Genomic DNA, 17,819 nt, shown 5'->3' with positions numbered 1-17,819 from the left:
GCCGGCTGAACAGGTTGGACGGGTTGAGTGGCTTGAGGCGAATGAGTGGGTTGATTGAAGGATTGGATATGGAAAGCGCTGCCAATGATTGGAAAGGACATAGATGTTGGCTCTCATTAGAAAGGACGTGAAGTGTGCGCATTCACCTCCCTTTGAGTGCGTCCTGATCAGTGGCCCTGGCCCGGTCCGGCGTTCCGGGCCTTTGGGTTTCCATATGCTTCGCCGTCTCGATGAGGCGCCGTTTCAAGCCGGCTTGGGCACCGTAAACCGAAATTCGCTGCCTCGCCCCAACTCACTCTCAGCCTCGATCCGCCCGCCGTGGGCCTGCACGATGCCTTGGGTGATGTACAGGCCCAGGCCGCTGCCGGTGGGATTGTTTTCGGTTTGCGTCCAGTAGCGATCAAACACGTGAGGCAACTGATCAGGGGCGATCCCTTCGCCGGAGTCACGCACCGAAAACACGATCTCTTCGCCATTGCTCAACGCACTGATGCCGATATTGCCCTGGCGCGGGGTGAACTTGATGGCGTTGCCGATCAGGTTCGACAGCACCTGGAACAACCGTTCCGGGTCGGCATGGATTTGCAGCCCGGGTTCGGCATTGAAGGACAGGTCGATGCCCTTTTCCATCGCCAGGGGCGCGAGCAGTGAATAGGCCTCCTCGAACATCTGGCTCACGTCCAGGGCCACCGGCTTGACGGTGTAGCGCCCGGCTTCGATCTTCGAGGTGTCGAGCAAATCTTCCAGCAGCACATTCATGCGCCCGGCGGCTTGTTGCATGGTATCGATGGCCGAGGAAATCCGTCGCGAGGTGTGTGGGCCATCGGAACTGAAGGCCTTTTGCATCATGCCGCAGAGCATCGAGATCACCGTCATCGGGTTGCGCAGGTCGTGGGAAACCACCGCCACCAGTTCATCCCGGGCGCGCACCGCCTGTTGTTCACGCAGCACCTGGCGGGCCAGGTCATTTTCCAGGGCCGAGCGGCGCAGGTCGTTGGCGGCGAAGCGGTCACCGTGGCTCCATTTGGTGGAAATGCCGGCCATCTCCACCTTCCAGATTTCAAACGAGGTGCGTGGGCGAAGGTGCAGGCCCGCGTCGGTGCTTTCCAGGTCCAGGGGTTTGTTCGGGTCGCCGCTCCAGTTGATGTTTTCCTTCACTTCGGGACGAAACCACAACACGCCGTTGTCCACCGGCTTGGGCAAGCTCATGGCCAGCACGCCACTGGCTACGTGCTGGTATTCAGCCGCCGGCGGGTAAACCGAGGCCAGGTTATGGCTGGCAAACACCGGCTGCCCGGCCTCTTGCAGCCACTTGTGCAGGGCGCGAATCTGCGCAGGTTCCGGGCAATTGCCGTAGCGGTGCAGTTGCTTGTCTTCGATGATTGCCACACCGCCTGCGAGGGTCAGGTCCATCAGCAATTGCGGACGCTGCGCCAGGCCATCGAAGACGTTTGCGGGCGAGGCCTGCATGGCCTGGCTGAGCAAGGCCAGGGCCTCGACTTTTTCTTCGCGCTGGCGGCTTAGGTCCAGGGCCTCCATGGCGCTGATCTGCAACGACAGCACCTGGCCGATGGTCTGGCACGCGGTGCGCAAATCATTGGGCACCAGCAGCGGCTGGCGGTTGCCGCAACTGATCAGGCCCCAGAGTTTGTCGCCGGCCATCAGGGAGATGCTCATGGACGACAGCACCCCCATGTTTTTCATGTACTGGCAGTGAATCGGCGACACGCTGCGCAGGGTGGCGAAGCTCAGGTCCAGGGGCTGGCCGGTGTCCGGGCGCAACCTGGGCACCAGCGGCACTGCCTCATAATCGGCATTGGGGATGATCCGCAGCCAATTGGTGCGGTACAGCTCCCGGGCTTGTTCGGGGATGTCAGACGCCGGGAAGAACAGGCCGTTGAACAATTCCATCGACGGGGCGGACGCTTCGGCGATCACCTGGCCGTGGCCTTCCTCTTCGAAACGATAAATCAGCACCCGGTCGTAGCCGGTCATGGCCTGGATTTCGTTGACGCTGATTTCATACAAGGCTTGAAGGGTTTTCGCCGCCTGCAGGCGTTGCAGCATCTTGCCCAGGTTGCTGGTCCGGCCATTGAGTGCCCGCGGCTGGAAGTCCTTGAGCCGTGGTTCGAACTCCAGCACCAGTACATCCTGATGGCGGTGCAGCAAGCCTTCGAACTCGGCGCCGTTGAGGGTCATGTGCAGCGGTGCGGCGTCGAAAAAGCTGTTTTGCGTGACCATGGCCCGGACGGCTTCGGCATGTTCAATGCCGATCAATGTGTGCAGCGGCTGGCCCAGCAGGGATTCCGGTGAGTGGTTGAACAGTTCGGCTACGTTGGCGCTCACCTGCACGATATGCAGGTCCGGCTCGGACAGGGTCAGCAGCGCACCGTGGGGCTGGATGGCCCCCGGGAAGCGGATGGGTTCGTCTGCACAGTTGGCAAGCAACTCTTCAAAATCTTCGGGTTTCATAGCAGTACCTCCTGGCTGTCGAGCCATTGCTCAAAGCAGCTGAATGTCGAGCGGGCCGCGTTCACGGCGCGCAGTTTGGCGTGCGCATCGAGGGGCACATGGCTCAGGTAGTCGAGAAAGTCTTTCCAGCGCCGACCGGTTTCAGCGCCGTACACGTTGAGAAACGCGCCGCCGTTGTCGGCATCCAGTCCCAGGCGCTGGGCCATTTCCCGGCGCAGGATCTGCCCGCCCAGGGTGGCACCTTCCAACACATACAGCGCGCCCAGGCAGGCGGCCGGCGTGTCGAGGATCGGTAGCGACAGGCAATGGGGAAGGGCGGCGATGGCTCGGGCGTCCAGGCCCAGGGCGTGAAGATCCGTCAGCAAGGTGGGAGCTTTGCGACGCAGCACCTGATCAAACCCCACGGGGATCAAGCCGCTGTCGTTCAGCGTCGTTTCCAGAGGGTTGTAGAACCCGTAATAGGCCTGGAGCAGGCGTTTATACCGAGTGTGATCGAGCTGCGGGGAGAAAAACGGCAAGCGCTTTTCCAGGGCGACGTGCAGTAAAGCGGTACCCGAGCGCAGGGCTTCAAGTACAGGGGGCGCACTAACGTCATGGGCCTGTGAATGCATTCAGTAAACTCGAACTGGGGGCCTGCTGGCCATGTAAGGTTGCTTAATAACTGACCGCAGGAGTCGCCGTGAAGTTCGCCTTGGCTGATATCGCGATGCTATCAGTGCATGGGCGAACCCTGCACCAGGGCCGACTGCACGCAGTCGATCAGGCGCTTGGTGGTCCATGGCTTGGGCAGGAACCGCACGGTGCTGCCCAACTGCGAGGCCATTGCGGTGTTGCCCGAGGTCAGCACCACCGGCAGCGTCGGCCAGCGATGGGCGACCACCTTGCTCAAGTCGTAGCCATTGAGCAGGCCGGGCATCTGGATATCGCTGACAATCAAGTCTACCGGATCACTGGCTCGTTCAAGAAAAATCATTCCTTCGTCTGCGGACGGGAACGAGGTCACCACCGCGCCGAAATCCTCCAGTACATCTACCATCAACGAGCGAATGATTTCGTCGTCTTCCAGCACCAATATCGATGGCTGAGCCATGATCCTTACTCCACCATCCGGGTTAAGTAAGGTGGAGTGGGGCGCCGTCGATTAGGTTCGATTGGATGTTTTTTTTGCGATGGGTGGTCATTTGGTTGTGTGCGTCAGGGCAGGGCGCTCCATATCAATTGAGTGGCTGTTTCCAGATGTTAATCTCTACAACGCCGACCAAGCCCCCAAGGATCCTTATGTTCATCCGCAACCCCATTGTCCCCGAGCTCATCGTGACAAGTCTCACGGCGAGCCTCGACTTCTGGGTCACCCAGTTGGGTTTCGACATTGCCTATCAGCGCCCCGAAGAAGGCTTTGCCTATCTCGACCAGCAAGGCGCGCAAATCATGCTTGAGCAATACGATCCGGATGCCGGCCAGTGGTTGACCGCACCGCTGGAAAAACCTCTGGGACGAGGCATCAACCTGCAAATCGATGTGCCTGCCGTGGCGCCTGTCTTGCAGCGTCTGGCTGCCATCGGCTGGCCGCTGTTCCGCGAGGTCGAAGACGCCTGGTATCGGGCGGGCGAGGTGGAGGCGGGCCAACGGCAATTCATCGTGCAAGATCCGGATGGCTATCTGGTGCGTCTGGTGCAGCGGTTGGGCGAACGACCTGTGGGGAGCCACTCATGAAATACGCCGCTTTACTCGCCATTGCCTTCATCGGTGGGGCCTTCAGTCTTCAAGCCGTCGCAGAAGGCGATGCCGAAGCCGGTGGAAAGTTATTCAGCAAAACCTGCGGCGGTTGCCATAGCGTCGGCGAAAATGCCCGGGGCGGTTTCGGGCCGCAGCTCAACGGCATCATTGGCCGCCCGGCCGGCACGACCACTGATTACCAGTATTCAGATGCGATGAAGAATTCAGGCGTGGTCTGGACGCGGGACAAGCTGGCCGCCTACATCGAGGCACCGAAAAAGGTCGTGAGCGGCACCCGGATGATTTTCTGGGGGATCAGCGACCAGGAGAAGATCGATAACCTGCTGGCGTACCTTGCGACGTTCCAGGCGCAGTAATTCACATTGATTGACGGCACGCGTCCCGATAATGCCTCGGGGCCTTTCCTGTCACTCGCTTGAAGGCGTTGCTGAACGCACTTTCAGAACCGTACCCCAACGACTGCGCTAACACGCCCACTGACAGATTCCCCTCGCGCAACGCTCGTTGCGCAAGGCGCATGCGCCACTCGGTCAGGTACGCCAACGGTGGTACCCCGGCAACGCTCTTGAAGTAGTGCGAAAAGGTGGTGCGCGACATCGCAGCCGCCGTAGCCAGGTCTTCGAGTGTCCAGGCACGCCCCGGCTCGCTGTGTATCAAGCGCAGCGCGGGGGCCAGGCGCTTGTCGCTGACCGTGCGCAGCCAGCCTTCGGGTAATACGCCCGAGGTCTCGACATAGGCCCGCAGGATCTGGATAAACATCAACTGCGCCAGTTGCGCCGACGCCAAGCTTGCCCCGAGCAAATTGGCTTGCCCCTCATGTGCCAACTGGCCGAGTAGCCATTGCACGATTGTCGCTTGCGGCGACGTGGCCCGCACGTGGATCAGGGGCGGCAGCGCGTTGGCCAGCAGGCCGCCACTCTCCGGGTCCAGTTGCACGTAGCCGCCGATTTGCACACAGCCCTGGCCGTCACCGATTTGCGGGAAGCGGCCGGCGTCAGCGAATAATTGCCGCGCTTCCAAAGGCGCGACCGACACATCGCCTGCAAGCACAAACGAGCGTTGCGCACACAGCAGGAACACATCGCCCGCCTCAATCAACACCGGCGCCAGTTCGCCATCCATCCACAACCAGCACTGCCCCTTCACCACCCCGAAAAACTTGATCTTGTCCGGCGCGGGAAAACGCAGGGCCCAGGCGCCGCCCGCGCTGAAGCCGCCGGTCATCACCGATTGGGCATTCACGAACGTGAGAATCTCGGAAAACGGGTCGCTGGGCATATTCGTACTTTTACGCATGTAAATGGGATAATCGAGTATTCAGAGTACGGCTTTCGAGGGGTAGCGTGTTAACCACACGTCCAATGGAGACTCTGTCATGCCCACAGTACAAAAACCGATCCACAGCGGCTATGGAGCAGCAACCACCGTCGCCGAAGTCATCCGGGGCGTCGATCTCTCGGGCAAGGTGGCGATTGTCACGGGCGGCTACTCCGGCATTGGCCTGGTCACCGCCCGTACCCTGGCTGCCGCGGGCGCCCGCGTGATCGTCCCGGCCCGTGACCTGGCCAAGGCACGCGCCGCACTCAAACCTTACCCACAGCTGCAACTTGAACCCCTGGACTTGATGGACGCCCAGTCCATCGAACAGTTTGCCGAGCGCTTTCTGGCGACAGGCTGCCCGCTGCACCTGCTGATCAATAACGCGGGCATCATGGCGCCGCCGTTGAGCCGCAATGCCCAGGGCTACGAATCTCAGTTTGCGACCAACCATCTCGGGCATTTCCTGCTTACCCAGCGCCTGTGGCCGGCCTTGCAGCGCGCCGAAGGTGCACGGGTGGTGACGCTGTCCTCACGGGGGCATGTGCACGGCGCCGTCGACTTTGACGACTGGAATTTCGAGCGCCAGGCCTACGATCCATGGAGGGCCTACGGTCAGTCCAAGACTGCCAATGCGCTGTTCGCCGTGCATCTGGATACGCTCGGTGCGGCGAGTGGGGTAAGGGCTTTTGCGGTGCATCCCGGTGGAATCATTACCGATCTGGTGCGGCACATGAAGCCTGAAGTCTTGCAGGCATCAGGCTATGTCGACGAGCACGGGAAACCGGTGATCGACCCTGGGCGGAACATGAAAACCCCGGAGCAAGGCGCGGCCACCAGTGTGTGGTGCGCGGTGAGTGGGCAGTTGGCGGGAATGGGCGGGGTCTATTGCGAGAACTGTGATGTGGCGGCGGCAGTGAGTGCGGAATCGGAAGAGCAGTTGGGTGTCAGGCCGTGGGCGGTGGATACCGGGTTGGCGCAGCGGCTGTGGATACTTAGCGAGCAGCTTGTCGCAGGGCGATAGGCCGCAGTGTGGGGTCAGCTCACTGACCCCATCGGCCCATCAAGAACCCTGCGGCGTTTCTCCGCGCGCCAAACGCGCATTGATATCGTCGATCACCGCCGGCAGTTCGACGATGGTGTCGATCAGGTAATGCGGCCGCGAGCCCTCGAACATCTGTGTAATGCGCGCACGCTCCAGCGCCAGCTCAGCAGCAGGCAGCGCCTTGTATTGCTCGTAGGTCAAACCCAGTGCGTTGCCGGAACAGGTCAACGCCACCGTCCACATGCCGGCGCTACGGCCTTCCAGGATCCCCGGCCAGGTGTCGTCGACCTTCACGCACGCGGCCACATCGCTGACCCCCAGGGCAATCACGTTGGCCAGTGCCTGCGCCGGATGCGGGCGCCCGTTGGGCACTTCGTCGGTCGCCACCACATGGTCGGCGACGTAGCCGTTCTGTCGCGCCAGCTCGACCACCTTGGCCATCACCACCGCCGGGTACCCGGAGCAGGAGCCAATCTTCAAGCCCTGCCCGCGCAGGGTGTTGATCGCCTCAAGGGCGCCGGGAATGACCGCCGAATGCAGCGCGATTTTCTCGATCTGCAACGGCATGAAGCGCTCATACAGTGCGGTGACATCCTCGTCAGTCGGTAAGCGATCAAATACCGCCCGATAACGCTCGGCAATCTGCGGCAGGTTGCACAAGGTGCGGATGTGATCCCACTTGCCCATGCCCATCGGGCCGCGGGCTTCCTCCAGGGAAACGGCGACGCCGAACTCGCCGAACGCCTCGACAAAAATCTGCGTGGGGGCGAAGGAACCGAAGTCGACGACGGTGCCGGCCCAGTCCAGGACCACGGCTTGCAGCTTGGAAGGTTGTTGGTAGTGCATGGCAAGTCTCCATTTTCAGGTGTGAGCAGGCCGTCCCTCTCTCAAAGAAGAGGTAAGCGCCTGGTGAGGGTTTAAACGGTCAAGACGATCAGGTGGCCGGGATCGGGCTGGCCTCGAATAGCTCGGCGATCATCGGTCGGTTGCGGCGGATGCCCAGGCAACACAAGTGGTAGTCGATGAAAAACGGATGGTCGACGAAGGTGATCGGCGTGGTGCCCGGGGTTTCGGCGTATTCCACGGCAGACACAAAGCCGATGCCGATGCCCTTGGTGATCGCGTGCACAATGGCTTCGCGACTGTTCAGCTGCATCACGCAGTTCACGGCGATGCCCTGGCGCTTGCAGCTTTCTTCAACCAGTTGCCGGGTGCGTGAGCTTTTCTCGCGCATCACCCACTTTTCGCGGCTGATCTGTTCCACGTGCACCTCTTTCTGCCGGGCCCACGGGTGGTCATCGCGCACCACCGCAATAATCGGATAGCGCCGGTACAGCTGGGTATCGAAGCGCTGGTCGAACTCCGAAAGTGCCAGGATCGCCACGTCGATATCGAAGTTGAAGAGCCGGTCCAGGGTTTCCTTTTCCGGGGAAAACGAGGTTTCCAGTTCGATGTCCGGGTGGCGCTGCATCAGCTCGTAGGTCAGGTTCATCGCGATCGGCGGCGACACCGCGCCCAGGCGCAGCAGCCCGGTCTTGCGCTGCTTGAAACTCTGCAACAGTTGCATGGCTTCATCCTCCTGGCCGAACAGCCCCTGGGTGATCCCGTAAAGGGCGTGCCCGGCGGCACTCATCTCGATAAACCGCCCGCGACGGTGGAACAGCTCCACCGAGAACTGCTTCTCCAGCCCGTTGACCTGCTCGCTGACCGTCGGCTGGCCGACGCTCAGGTACTCGGCGGCGAGGGTGAAACTGCCGGTCTTCGCCACCGCATGAAACGAGCGCAGCCACTTGTGGTACTGGTACATAACGAGTCCTGTTCCTGAGGTCCGCCGGGCCGGTCATCAACGTCGGATAAACAACGCCACCGCTGCGCTGCACAGGCAGGCCGAGGTCACGACGATGAAGATCAGCGAGGTATTGCCGGTACTGTCGAGCATACTGCCGATCAGCGGTTCCGCCAGGCCGGCGAACAGATAGGATGAGAAATTCATCACGCCCGTGGCCGTACCCGCACGCTTGGCGCCGACCAGGTCCGGGCACAGCGCCCAGAAACTCGACGCCGGGCCATACACGAAGAACCCACAGAGGAACAACGCTACCAGGCCGATTGCGCTGTGGGGCGGCAAACTCCACATCCACAGGCTGGTGGCGGCGCCGAGGAACATGTAGAGCATGATTGCCAGGTAGCGTTTGGAGCCGAACAGCTTGTCCGAGACCCAGCCGTTGCTCAGGGCGCCGATGGCCATGCCCACCGGCAGGGCCACGGTGATCCACTTGGGGTCGATCATGCTGTCGCCGCTTTTCCAGTTGGCCCCGAGGAAGTGCACCGGCACCCAGACGATCAGGCCGTAGCGGGCGGCGTTCTGGAAACCCAGGGAGATCGCGGCGATGATCAGCCGCGGATTTTTCAGCACCGCCTTGTAGCGCTGCGCCGAGGATTCGACTTCGCCGTGGGCCACTTCATGATTCTTGTCTTCGGCATTCGCCACGCCAGTATCGGCCAGGGGCTCGAAGCCCATGTCTTGAGGCCGCTCGCGGGCCACCAGGTAGAAAATAATGCCGCCCGCCAACATCAACAGCACCGGCAGGCGGAAGATCCAGCGCCATTCCAGTTGGAACACTTCCAGCACCACGATGGAGGTGACGTACGACAGGACCGAGGCGCACCCGGCCGCGAACACATAAAAGCCATACACCTTGCCGCGCTCGCCGGCGCTCCACCAATTGGAAATCAGCCGGCTGCCGGGTGCCCAGCCGAGGGCCTGGAAGTAACCGTTGATGCCCCACGGCAGGATCAGCCCGGCAAAGCCGCTGGCGAAACTGGTGACCCAGTTGGCCGCGCAGGACAGCACCGCGCCCAGGGTCATGATGCGGCGGCCGCCGAACTTGTCGGCGAGGTTGCCGTTGATCGCCTGGCCAATCGCGTAGGCCCAAAGCATCGCCGCGGAGGCCCAGCCGAGGGTTTCCTTGGTCAGGCCGAACTCGGCCTGGATCCCGGGGATGGCAAAGCCGAAGGTCTGGCGGCCGGTGTAGAAAAACAGATAACAAAACATCGCCGCCAGCAGCATGCGCCACTGGGCTACGCGAAACGATGAGGTACGGACGGCAGGAACAGGCAGCACGTGTGCACGATTCATGATGTTTTCCTTATTGTTATTCGCCCCGGCGACCGCAGCCGCAGGGGGGCACTCTTGATAGGTGCAACAGGAAACGACCGAATTACGATGAGTCTAGGCCGCTTGCGCGCCGATGAAATTCTTGCCGCGTGCGCCTTGCAGGGCGAAGCGGATCATCGCCTCGGCCTCGGTGGCGTTCACGCCGTAGTCGGCAAATTCGGTCTTCACGTCCAGGCTGTGGAGGAAGTCGCGCAACTGCGCCTGGGCCTGCTGCAGGTCGGTGCCGAATACCCGTTGCAGAGTGCGGTCCCGCGCGGCGTCGTGCCCCCATGCCAGGCCCAGTACCAGCGGCAAAGTGAAGGAACAGGCGATGCCATGGGGCAGGCCGTGGTGCAGAGTCATCTCATAAGAGATGGAGTGGGCGAGGGCGGTCTTGGTGTTGGAAAAAGCCAGGCCGGCTTTCAGCGCCGCCAAGGCCATGCGCGAGCGCAATTCCTGGTTGCCGAGGTCACGCCGCAAGCGCGGCAGGCATTCCAGGATGTCTTCGATGGCGGAGATGGCGAAGGTGTCCGAGACCGGGTTGGCGTTGACGTTCCAGATCGATTCCAGCGCATGGGACAAGGCATCCAGCCCGGTGGACACCGTGACCCCGGCCGGCACCGTCAGCATCAACTGCGGGTCGATGATCGCCACTGTCGGCCAGGTGCAGTCCAGGTGCAGCGAATACTTCTTGAGGCTGGCGGAGTCCCAGATCGTCGCCCATGGCGTGACTTCGCTGCCGGTGCCGGCGGTGGTCGGTGCGGCAATCAACAGCTTGTGGCGGGCCGGCGCGAAAGGTTTACCGGTGGCCAGCAACGCCAGCAGCTCGTCGAAATCCCCGGAATCTGTGCCGACGATCAAGGCCTTTGCCGTATCAATTGCACTGCCACCGCCGACGGCGACCACCACCTGGCAGTCACCGGCCTGCAGCCAGAAACGCTCGTAGGTGTCGCGCAGTTGGGCCACGTCAGGGTTGGGCTGTACGTCTTCGATGACGTACACCAGGCGTTCGCCCAGCAGGGCCTGGATGCGGTCTACCAAACCGAGCCCGCGGGCTTCGGGAAAGGTCACGAGGGCGACGCTCTGGCCTTCGGTAAGAGCGGCGAGTTCTTGCAGGCAGCCCCAGCCGAAGCGGGTGTCTACCGGGTTGTGGAAGCGGGCAGTCATGGCGGGTTCCTGGTTTTTGTTATTGGAAGTGCCGCCATAGTCGGGGAGGGTGAGGTGGACCTCAAATCGATAGATTGTGGGGATGGATTGGCTGGGCCGATAGTACAGCCCAACCGTCAGGTGACTTCAGCGCACGTTCCGGAACAACATCAATCGCGCACTCTCATGCAGGCCACGGGTCAGCCCCTGCAACCGCTCAAACTCCTCGGGATACTGCTGAGCCACATTGTCCCTCGGCGTTTGCGACGCCAGGTCATGCAGGGTCGGCGAGCTGCCGTCGTGCTCCATTTGCAGCAGGAAGTCCTTGGTCACGCCGCCGATCAGCGGGAACGTGCCCTCGCGCAATACCAGCGGCACCACGCGCTCGCCTTCCGGCGCAGGTTGCTGAATATCCCGGCCCATCGCGCCATTGCGGAACGGTATGCCCGCCATGCCGGCCACGGTCGGCAGCAGGTCCGCCAGGCCGACGGCTTCTTCGATCACCCGGGGTTGCAGGCCGGGCGCGTGGATCATCATCGGCACGTTGTTGCTTTCCAGCCCAAGCTGCTCGAATGCCGGCGCCATGTGCGGAATCTGGCTGATTCGGGTGTTGTGGTCGCCGAAAAACACGAAGATGGTGTTGTCGTAGTAACCGCCAGCCTTGGCGATTTCCATCAGGCGGCCGATGTTGAAGTCCAGCAGGCGCACGGCGTTGTACTGCTCGACGCTGCGGCTGCCTGCGGCCTGGACTTGTTCCACGGTGAGGTCATGCACCTTGAAGCCATCGTTGGTCTTGGGGATGGTGAACGGGCGGTGATTGCCGGAGGTTTGCAGGTAGGCGAAGAACGGTTGGTCCTTGGGGATGGCCCGCAGCAGTTCGTCGCCTTCCTTGAACAGGTCCAAATCCGAAACGCCCCACACGTCCACCCGTGGCGAGCGCCAGTGGCTTTCGTCATACAGCTTCACGCCGTCGATGCTCTGGCGGATCAAGGCGTTGATATTCGCCCAGCCGGCATTGCCGCCGATCATGTAGAGCTTCTGGTAGTCCTCGAACGCATTGATCAAGGTGTGTTGCCGGGTGATCAGCGGGTTGCGGGTCGCCGTCTCCTGGCGGGTAACGTCGGGCACGCCGGTGATGCTCGCCCACACGGTTTTGGCGGTGCCGGTGACGGGCACGTAGAAGTGTTTGAAGAACCAGCTTTCCTTCGCCAGCTTGTCGAGGTTCGGCGTGGGGTTCAGCGGGTTGCCATAGGCGCCCACGGCGCTGGTGCCGAGGGACTCGAGCATCACGAAGATCACGTTCGGCGGGCGCTCGCCCTTGAGCCGATAAGGCTGCACGGCTTGTTCACGGGCGAAGTTCAACTGCTCGGGGTCGGGCTGGCTGACCCCCAGATAATTCGCGACTTGCGGGTAATGCTCTCGTACCCGCGCCTCATCGAATTGCGACTGGCCGACCTTGAGGGTGTCGTACAGAAACAGCACCGGGTTGAGGCCCACGGCGGCGATCTGGTTGTTGCCGGAAAAGAACGCGTCGCTCCAGCGCAGGGGCACCGGGTTTTCGATATTGAGGTTGGCGACGCGGCCGAGCAGGGCCAGCAATACCGCGATCACGCCGACGGTGGCCACGGATGCGATGGCCAACTTGCCAATGGGTTTGCGTTCGCCATCCAGGGTGATGCGTTCAAGGCGAACCAGGGCGTAGGTCCATAGGCCGACGGCGGCAAGCCAGCTCAAGGTTATCCACAGCACCGGGTAGGTTTCCCACACCATCTGTTGTGAAATCTGCGCGTCTTCCAGGTAACGCAGCACCGTGGCGTTGATGCGCACACCGAGGTAGGCGTAGTGGCCGAAGTCGATGATGTACACCAGCCCGACGATGGCCAGCGCCAGCAGCAGATAACCCCGTGCCAGCCAGCGCAGGGCGGGGACAGTCACCAGGTTCCAGCGTGGCAGCCAGGCGAGCAGTGCCAGGGGCAACAGGATCAGCACCGCCAGGCGCAGGTCGAAACGCAGGCCGATGCCCACGGTTTCCAGCAGTGCGGGCTCCCTCAGGCCGACCCCGGAAAATCCCCATACAAACACCAGCCGCAGTGCCGCCAGCAACGCAAATACCAAACCGATCGCGCCCACGCCGTAGCGCAGGCGGCGCGAGTGCAACCATCCCATCATTGACCTCTGTGCGATTTTAAAAGAGGGCGCCAGGCAGCCATCGCCAGCATCCACAACCCGGCCACCAGGCAGTAGCCCGTCAGCAGTGGGTCGATCAGATAGTCCCAGTAGTTTTCCGAGGCCTTGAGCCGCAGCGCGAACGCCAGGGTGCCCGCCGCGAGCATCCACACCGCCAGCGTATTACGCAGCCAGAGCATCAACAGTGCTGCCGCGCCTATCAGCACGATCATCGGCCGAGGGTTGAAACCCCAGCGGTAGGGGTCGAAATACGTCAGGCCCATCGTTGCCGGGTACAGCACCAGGCTCAGGATGCCAAACAGCAGCAGCACCTGGACCTTCTGCGGGCGCTGGAGCGGCTGCACCACGCCCAACCGGCACAGGCTGACCCACGCCAGCAACACCAGGGTGCTGATGGCCAGGTCATCGGTGAAGCTGCGCACATACGCCGCCAACGGCAGTTCGTTGACCGGGATAAAACTCACCACCACCAACACCGGCAGCAGCCAGGGGCGCCAGGGTGTTGTGACGCGCAACAGGCTGAGCAGCACAAAACCCAACAGCACAAAACTCAAATGCGCTTGCCATACAGAAACCATCACAGGCGCTCCGACAGCCAGGCTTCGTTGAAGCTGACATGTTTGATAAAGGTGTTATTCCACGAGTACACCAGGTGGTACATGCCGTCCGGGCTGCGGCTGAAGTACGGGTACTCGTATTCGAAATCGCAGCCACGGGGCTTGCACACCCGGTAGTCCAGGTTGCTGAGGAAGCGTTGCTCCAGGGGCAGGCGCAGGGCGCCGCTGGAGGCGCGGAAGCCTTCACCGATGATTTCCTTGTAGGCCTCGGGGGAGAACGGTTGGCCCAAGGGGTCGGGGGATTGATCCAGTTCCACCACGGTGCGCCACTGATTGAGCTTGGCATCGGTGCCGTATAGGCTGAGCTTGAAGCGGCCGTCCTGCAGGTCGTTGAGGGCCACGAGCAAACCGTCGCCTTCAGTGCTGACGGCTGCCAGCGAGGAGTTGGGATTGGACGGCTCCAATGGGTAAGGCTCGCTCCAGGTTTGGCCGGCGTCTTCGGTGCGACTGGCGAGGACTCGGTGATGGGTTTCGCCGGCGTAACGCAACATGGCGATGGCGCGTTGGCCGTCCTGCGGGACGATGGTCGGCTGCAGCGAGTTCTTCCCACGGCTGATACGGAATTTGTCGACCACCGCACCGTCGGGGCTCAAGTACAGGTACTCGGCGAATTTGCCCATGAACTCGTGGTACACCGGCAGGCCGATGGAACCGTCAGCGTGGAATACCGGTGCGGCGCGCACCAGCGTGCTGATATTGAAGAAAGGCGAGGTGATCAGTTGCCGAGGGGCCGACCAGTTCGTCCCGAGGTCATCCGAGACCATCACGTTGATCGCGCTGGTGGCCCAGCCGCCTACCGACACCGAAACGTAGAACATCCACAGGCGATTGTCCGGTGCCAGGGCGATCACCGGGTTGCCCAGCTTGCGGATGTAGCGGTGCGTGCCGTCGCGCGTGCTTTCGCGGGTGGCCAATACGTGCTCCGGGCCCCACTCGGCACTTTTCGCGTCAAAGCGCGCGGTGCGCACCTGCACATCGGCGGCGCCCTCGCGGGACCCGGCAAACCACACGGCCATCAGGTCGCCGCCGGGCAGGGCGGTGACCGAGGAGGAATGCACAAAGTCATTGAGCTGCGAGGAGACAAAGCGGCTGCTGTATTGCGGGGCGGCCGCTGTTGGCGAGCTGTCCTTGGGGCCTTGGGCAAACGGCGCCAATACGTGGGGCGGATGACTTTGCCAGGCGGCGAAAAACACCACCAGCAGACTGCAGATCATTAAAAGCGGGCGCATAGAGAACCTGTCGGGAAAAAGGATTACTGCGCACGGTCATCCGGCAGGCGCCTCCTGCGACCGGTGAGCATGGATAACGGCAGGTTGTCCCGCACCTGGATACTTTCAAACAACGCCGCCAGCACATGCACGCCTACCAGGCCGGCCAGTACATTGGCGGCAGTTTCGTGCAACAGCAGCGGCCAATCGGCGCCCCACAGGGCGTCGACTTCCTGCATCAAAAAGCCACTGGCACCGATAGCCAGCAGCGCCAGCAACATCAGAATTATCACCAGCGCGCCAATGGGCGAATGGCCCAGGCGGTGCCGCGGCCGGCGGTTGAGCAGTGAACGCACATGGCCCATGAGCCTTTCCGGCGTTGGCCAGAAGTCCGCCCAGCGCGCGCTGCGCGGACCGACAAATCCCCACACCAACCGCACCAGCAACCAGGCCATGGCGTAATAGCCCAGCCATACGTGCCAGTCGTCGCCTGCCTCGTTGAAGAAGTAATTGGCCACAAAGACGCCGGCGATGGAGAGGTGAAACACCCTCACCACCGGGTCCCAGAGGCGCAGGGAGGTGGCTGGCATCAGCCCTTGATCTCTGTCTTCACGGCCTTGCCGGTGACTGGATCGTGGTAGATCTCGACCTTGCGCTTGTCCTTGTCAAAGCCATAGATCTCGTAGCAGTTGCCGTCAGTGACCTTGAACTTGCTGATCTCGTAGCCCTGGGCCTTGAGTTGCTCCTGAAAGGCCTTCTGGTCCTGCCATTGCGAGCGCTCGGCAGTGGTGCATTGCGGGCCGGCGAAGGCCATGGGGCTGGCGATAATCAGCGACAGCAAGAGAATTTTGCGCATGGGAGCACTCTCAGCAGATGTGGGAGATTTCACTGTGCAAAACCAACCTTAGCGAAAGCTTAGTTGGCAACGGCCCGTAACATCTTTCCCGAAATAGCCTCGACGGTTACACGGCATCATGCCGCCGGTTACTCCAGAGAATCAGTTATGCGCCTGCTCCTTGTCGAAGATGATCGTGCCCTTGGCCAAGGGATCCGCGTGGCCCTGGGCGCCGAAGGCTACACCCTGGACTGGTTGCAGGATGGCGTCAGCGCCTTGCACGCGTTGCGCACCGAAAGCTTCGACCTGCTGCTGCTTGACCTCGGCCTGCCACGCCTCGACGGCCTGACTCTCTTGCAAACCCTGCGCGCCGAGCAATACGACCTGCCGGTGCTGATCCTTACCGCCCGCGACGGCACTGCCGAGCGCATCGCCGGCCTGGACGCCGGCGCCGACGACTACCTGGTCAAACCCTTCGACGTCGAAGAATTCAAGGCCCGTGTGCGCGCCCTGTTGCGCCGCAGCCAGGGCCGCGCGCAGCCATTGCTGGAACATGCGGGCGTGAGCCTGGACCCGGTGACCCAACAGGTCAGTTATCAAGGCGAGGACGTTGTGGTCACGCCGATGGAATACCAACTGCTCCATCAACTGATGGTGCGCCCCGGCAAAGTCGTCACCCGCGAGCGGTTGTCCCGCGCGCTGTACGGCTGGCAGGACCGCGTCGAAAGCAACACCCTCGAAGTCCTTATCCACAACCTGCGCAAAAAACTCTCCACCGAACTGATCCGCACCGTGCGTGGCGTGGGCTACATGGTGGAACTCAAACCATGAATTCGGTCCGCGCGCGCATCCTCATTCCGGTACTGGTGCTGATCCTGCTGGGTGATGGCCTGATCAGTTGGCTGGTGCTGCGGGACAGCCACCACGAAATCGAAGAAGTCTACGACGCTCAACTCGCCCAAAGTGCCCGTTTGCTGCAAGGCGTACTGCGCCAGCGCGACCCCGGCGATGCCGACTGGGACCGCCTCTACCAGGCTTTCGATCAAGCCATGAGCCGCGTCGGCGAAGACGGCGCCGCGCACCCCTACGAAACCCGCCTGACCTTCCAGGTATGGCGCGCCGACGGCCAACTGCTGGTGCGCTCCACCGACGCGCCGATCCTCAACGCACCGCCCACCACCCTCGGGCCTCACGACCTGATGGAAAACGGCAACGACTGGTGCGCGTTCATGCTCGCCGACATGCAACAAGGCCTGCTCATTTGGGTGGGCGAGCGCGACGACATTCGCCAGGACGTGATCCAGCGCATCATCCGCCACACCCTCTGGCCCATCCTGATTGGCGTGCCGCTGCTGGCGTTGTTGATCTGGCTGACCATCGGCTGGGGCCTCAAGCCCTTGCGCGCCATGGCCCAGGCCATTCGCGGGCGGGACAGCAATACGTTGCGACCGCTGCAACTTGAACCGTTGCCGGCGGACCTGGAACCGATGCAAACCGCGCTGAACCGCCTGCTGGTGCAGGTGGATGACCTGCTGGAGCGGGAGCGTCGGTTTATCGCGGACGCGGCGCATGAACTGCGCACGCCGTTGGCGATATTGCGCATTCACGCGCAGAACGCCCAGAGCGCGGAAACCGAGGAGCAGCGGCGAGAGGCGTTGGACTTCCTGGTGAATGGCGTGGACCGGGCGACGCGTATTGGCAGCCAACTGCTGACCATGGCGCGGATCGAGCCGCAGTTGAACAACACCGTACGAGTGCGTGTGCCGTTGACGGAGTTGGTGCGCGAAGAACTTGCGGAACTGACGCCCCTGGCGATGGAGAAAGGCGTTGAGTTGGTGCTGGAAGGGGATGAGGAATGCTGGATTGAAACGGACCCGATAGCGTTGGCGATTGCGCTGCAGAACCTGGTGACCAATGCGCTGAATTTCTCGCCGGCGGGGAGTGAGGTGAGGGTGATGGTGCGGGAGGAGGATTCGGGCGTGGTGCAGCTGTGTGTGGAGGATGCGGGGCCGGGGATTGATGAAGGGGAGATTGGGCGGTTGTTCGAGCGGTTTTATAGTCGTGGGAATGCGAATGGGGCGGGGTTGGGGTTGGCGAT

Annotated in this window: 18 protein-coding genes; 5 read left to right on the top strand and 13 right to left on the bottom strand. The window is 62.1% G+C overall.

Annotation, left to right across the window (positions count from 1 at the left end; translation table 11 throughout):
* Nucleotides 1–243 precede the first annotated feature (243 nt).
* The 3 genes from HX869_RS20035 to HX869_RS20025 all read right to left on the bottom strand — a co-directional run bounded on the left by HX869_RS20035 (nucleotide 244) and on the right by HX869_RS20025 (nucleotide 3,562).
* Nucleotides 244–2,472, bottom strand: a complete 2,229-nt coding sequence (locus tag HX869_RS20035) for an ATP-binding protein (RefSeq protein WP_177116677.1) — start codon at nucleotides 2,470–2,472, stop codon at nucleotides 244–246.
* Nucleotides 2,469–3,083 (bottom strand): biliverdin-producing heme oxygenase, encoded by a 615-nt coding sequence (locus tag HX869_RS20030; RefSeq protein WP_178903557.1) that lies wholly within the window; start codon nucleotides 3,081–3,083, stop codon nucleotides 2,469–2,471. Before HX869_RS20030 ends, HX869_RS20035 begins: the two co-directional genes overlap by 4 nt.
* Before the next feature lie 101 nt (nucleotides 3,084–3,184).
* Nucleotides 3,185–3,562 (bottom strand): response regulator, encoded by a 378-nt coding sequence (locus tag HX869_RS20025; RefSeq protein WP_003210361.1) that lies wholly within the window; start codon nucleotides 3,560–3,562, stop codon nucleotides 3,185–3,187.
* Between the two features lie 188 nt (nucleotides 3,563–3,750).
* Here HX869_RS20025 and HX869_RS20020 point away from each other — a divergent pair, with 188 nt between their 5' ends.
* Together HX869_RS20020 and HX869_RS20015 are read left to right on the top strand one after the other, a co-directional pair.
* The gene (locus HX869_RS20020; protein WP_177008167.1) at nucleotides 3,751–4,185 is read left to right on the top strand and encodes a VOC family protein; all 435 of its coding nucleotides are present in this window, start codon (nucleotides 3,751–3,753) and stop codon (nucleotides 4,183–4,185) included.
* Complete coding sequence (locus HX869_RS20015) at nucleotides 4,182–4,565, top strand: cytochrome c family protein (protein WP_167664551.1); 384 nt, start codon at nucleotides 4,182–4,184, stop codon at nucleotides 4,563–4,565. Before HX869_RS20020 ends, HX869_RS20015 begins: the two co-directional genes overlap by 4 nt.
* Before the next feature lies 1 nt (nucleotide 4,566).
* Here the strand turns inward: HX869_RS20015 and HX869_RS20010 are convergent, their stop codons facing one another.
* Entirely contained in the window at nucleotides 4,567–5,505 is a 939-nt protein-coding gene (locus HX869_RS20010) for an AraC family transcriptional regulator (protein WP_023659137.1), read from the bottom strand.
* Between the two features lie 79 nt (nucleotides 5,506–5,584).
* On the opposite strand from HX869_RS20010, the gene HX869_RS20005 reads away from it, so the two are divergent.
* Nucleotides 5,585–6,550 (top strand): oxidoreductase, encoded by a 966-nt coding sequence (locus HX869_RS20005; protein WP_178903556.1) that lies wholly within the window; start codon nucleotides 5,585–5,587, stop codon nucleotides 6,548–6,550.
* A 39-nt stretch (nucleotides 6,551–6,589) separates the two neighbouring features.
* Here HX869_RS20005 and phnX read toward each other — a convergent pair whose 3' ends face one another.
* The 9 genes from phnX to HX869_RS19960 all read right to left on the bottom strand — a co-directional run bounded on the left by phnX (nucleotide 6,590) and on the right by HX869_RS19960 (nucleotide 15,742).
* Nucleotides 6,590–7,417: a phosphonoacetaldehyde hydrolase gene (phnX, locus tag HX869_RS20000; RefSeq protein WP_003210349.1), complete on the bottom strand. Its 828-nt coding sequence runs from the start codon at nucleotides 7,415–7,417 to the stop codon at nucleotides 6,590–6,592.
* Nucleotides 7,418–7,505: 88 nt separating this feature from the next.
* Nucleotides 7,506–8,378 (bottom strand): LysR substrate-binding domain-containing protein, encoded by an 873-nt coding sequence (locus tag HX869_RS19995; RefSeq protein ID WP_087695146.1) that lies wholly within the window; start codon nucleotides 8,376–8,378, stop codon nucleotides 7,506–7,508.
* Between the two features lie 36 nt (nucleotides 8,379–8,414).
* Nucleotides 8,415–9,710, bottom strand: a complete 1,296-nt coding sequence (locus tag HX869_RS19990) for an MFS transporter (protein ID WP_003210345.1) — start codon at nucleotides 9,708–9,710, stop codon at nucleotides 8,415–8,417.
* Between the two features lie 93 nt (nucleotides 9,711–9,803).
* On the bottom strand, nucleotides 9,804–10,895 hold the full coding sequence (psrA, locus tag HX869_RS19985) for an iron-containing alcohol dehydrogenase PsrA (RefSeq protein ID WP_003210343.1): 1,092 nt from the start codon (nucleotides 10,893–10,895) through the stop codon (nucleotides 9,804–9,806).
* Between the two features lie 126 nt (nucleotides 10,896–11,021).
* Nucleotides 11,022–13,040, bottom strand: a complete 2,019-nt coding sequence (locus HX869_RS19980; RefSeq protein ID WP_177008164.1) for an LTA synthase family protein — start codon at nucleotides 13,038–13,040, stop codon at nucleotides 11,022–11,024.
* Nucleotides 13,040–13,639 carry a hypothetical protein gene (locus HX869_RS19975; RefSeq protein ID WP_178903555.1) on the bottom strand — a complete coding sequence of 200 codons (600 nt, stop codon included), beginning with the start codon at nucleotides 13,637–13,639 and terminating at the stop codon, nucleotides 13,040–13,042. The genes HX869_RS19980 and HX869_RS19975 overlap by 1 nt, the downstream gene beginning before the upstream one ends.
* Nucleotides 13,639–14,892, bottom strand: coding sequence for an exo-alpha-sialidase (locus HX869_RS19970; protein ID WP_177081164.1), 1,254 nt, complete (start codon nucleotides 14,890–14,892; stop codon nucleotides 13,639–13,641). Before HX869_RS19970 ends, HX869_RS19975 begins: the two co-directional genes overlap by 1 nt.
* Nucleotides 14,893–14,930: 38 nt before the next feature.
* On the bottom strand, nucleotides 14,931–15,476 hold the full coding sequence (locus HX869_RS19965; RefSeq protein ID WP_178903554.1) for a cytochrome b/b6 domain-containing protein: 546 nt from the start codon (nucleotides 15,474–15,476) through the stop codon (nucleotides 14,931–14,933).
* Nucleotides 15,476–15,742, bottom strand: coding sequence for a PepSY domain-containing protein (locus tag HX869_RS19960; RefSeq protein ID WP_003210334.1), 267 nt, complete (start codon nucleotides 15,740–15,742; stop codon nucleotides 15,476–15,478). The genes HX869_RS19965 and HX869_RS19960 overlap by 1 nt, the downstream gene beginning before the upstream one ends.
* Before the next feature lie 147 nt (nucleotides 15,743–15,889).
* On the opposite strand from HX869_RS19960, the gene HX869_RS19955 reads away from it, so the two are divergent.
* Together HX869_RS19955 and HX869_RS19950 are read left to right on the top strand one after the other, a co-directional pair.
* On the top strand, nucleotides 15,890–16,552 hold the full coding sequence (locus tag HX869_RS19955; protein WP_177021394.1) for a response regulator: 663 nt from the start codon (nucleotides 15,890–15,892) through the stop codon (nucleotides 16,550–16,552).
* A partial coding sequence (locus HX869_RS19950) for a sensor histidine kinase (protein WP_178903553.1) occupies nucleotides 16,549–17,819 on the top strand: 1,271 nt, incomplete at its 3' end. The genes HX869_RS19955 and HX869_RS19950, both read left to right, overlap by 4 nt.

Source organism: Pseudomonas sp. P7779 (assembly GCF_013386315.1).
Taxonomy (GTDB): Bacteria; Pseudomonadota; Gammaproteobacteria; order Pseudomonadales; family Pseudomonadaceae; genus Aquipseudomonas.
This window is presented reverse-complemented; position numbering and strand designations above follow the sequence as displayed.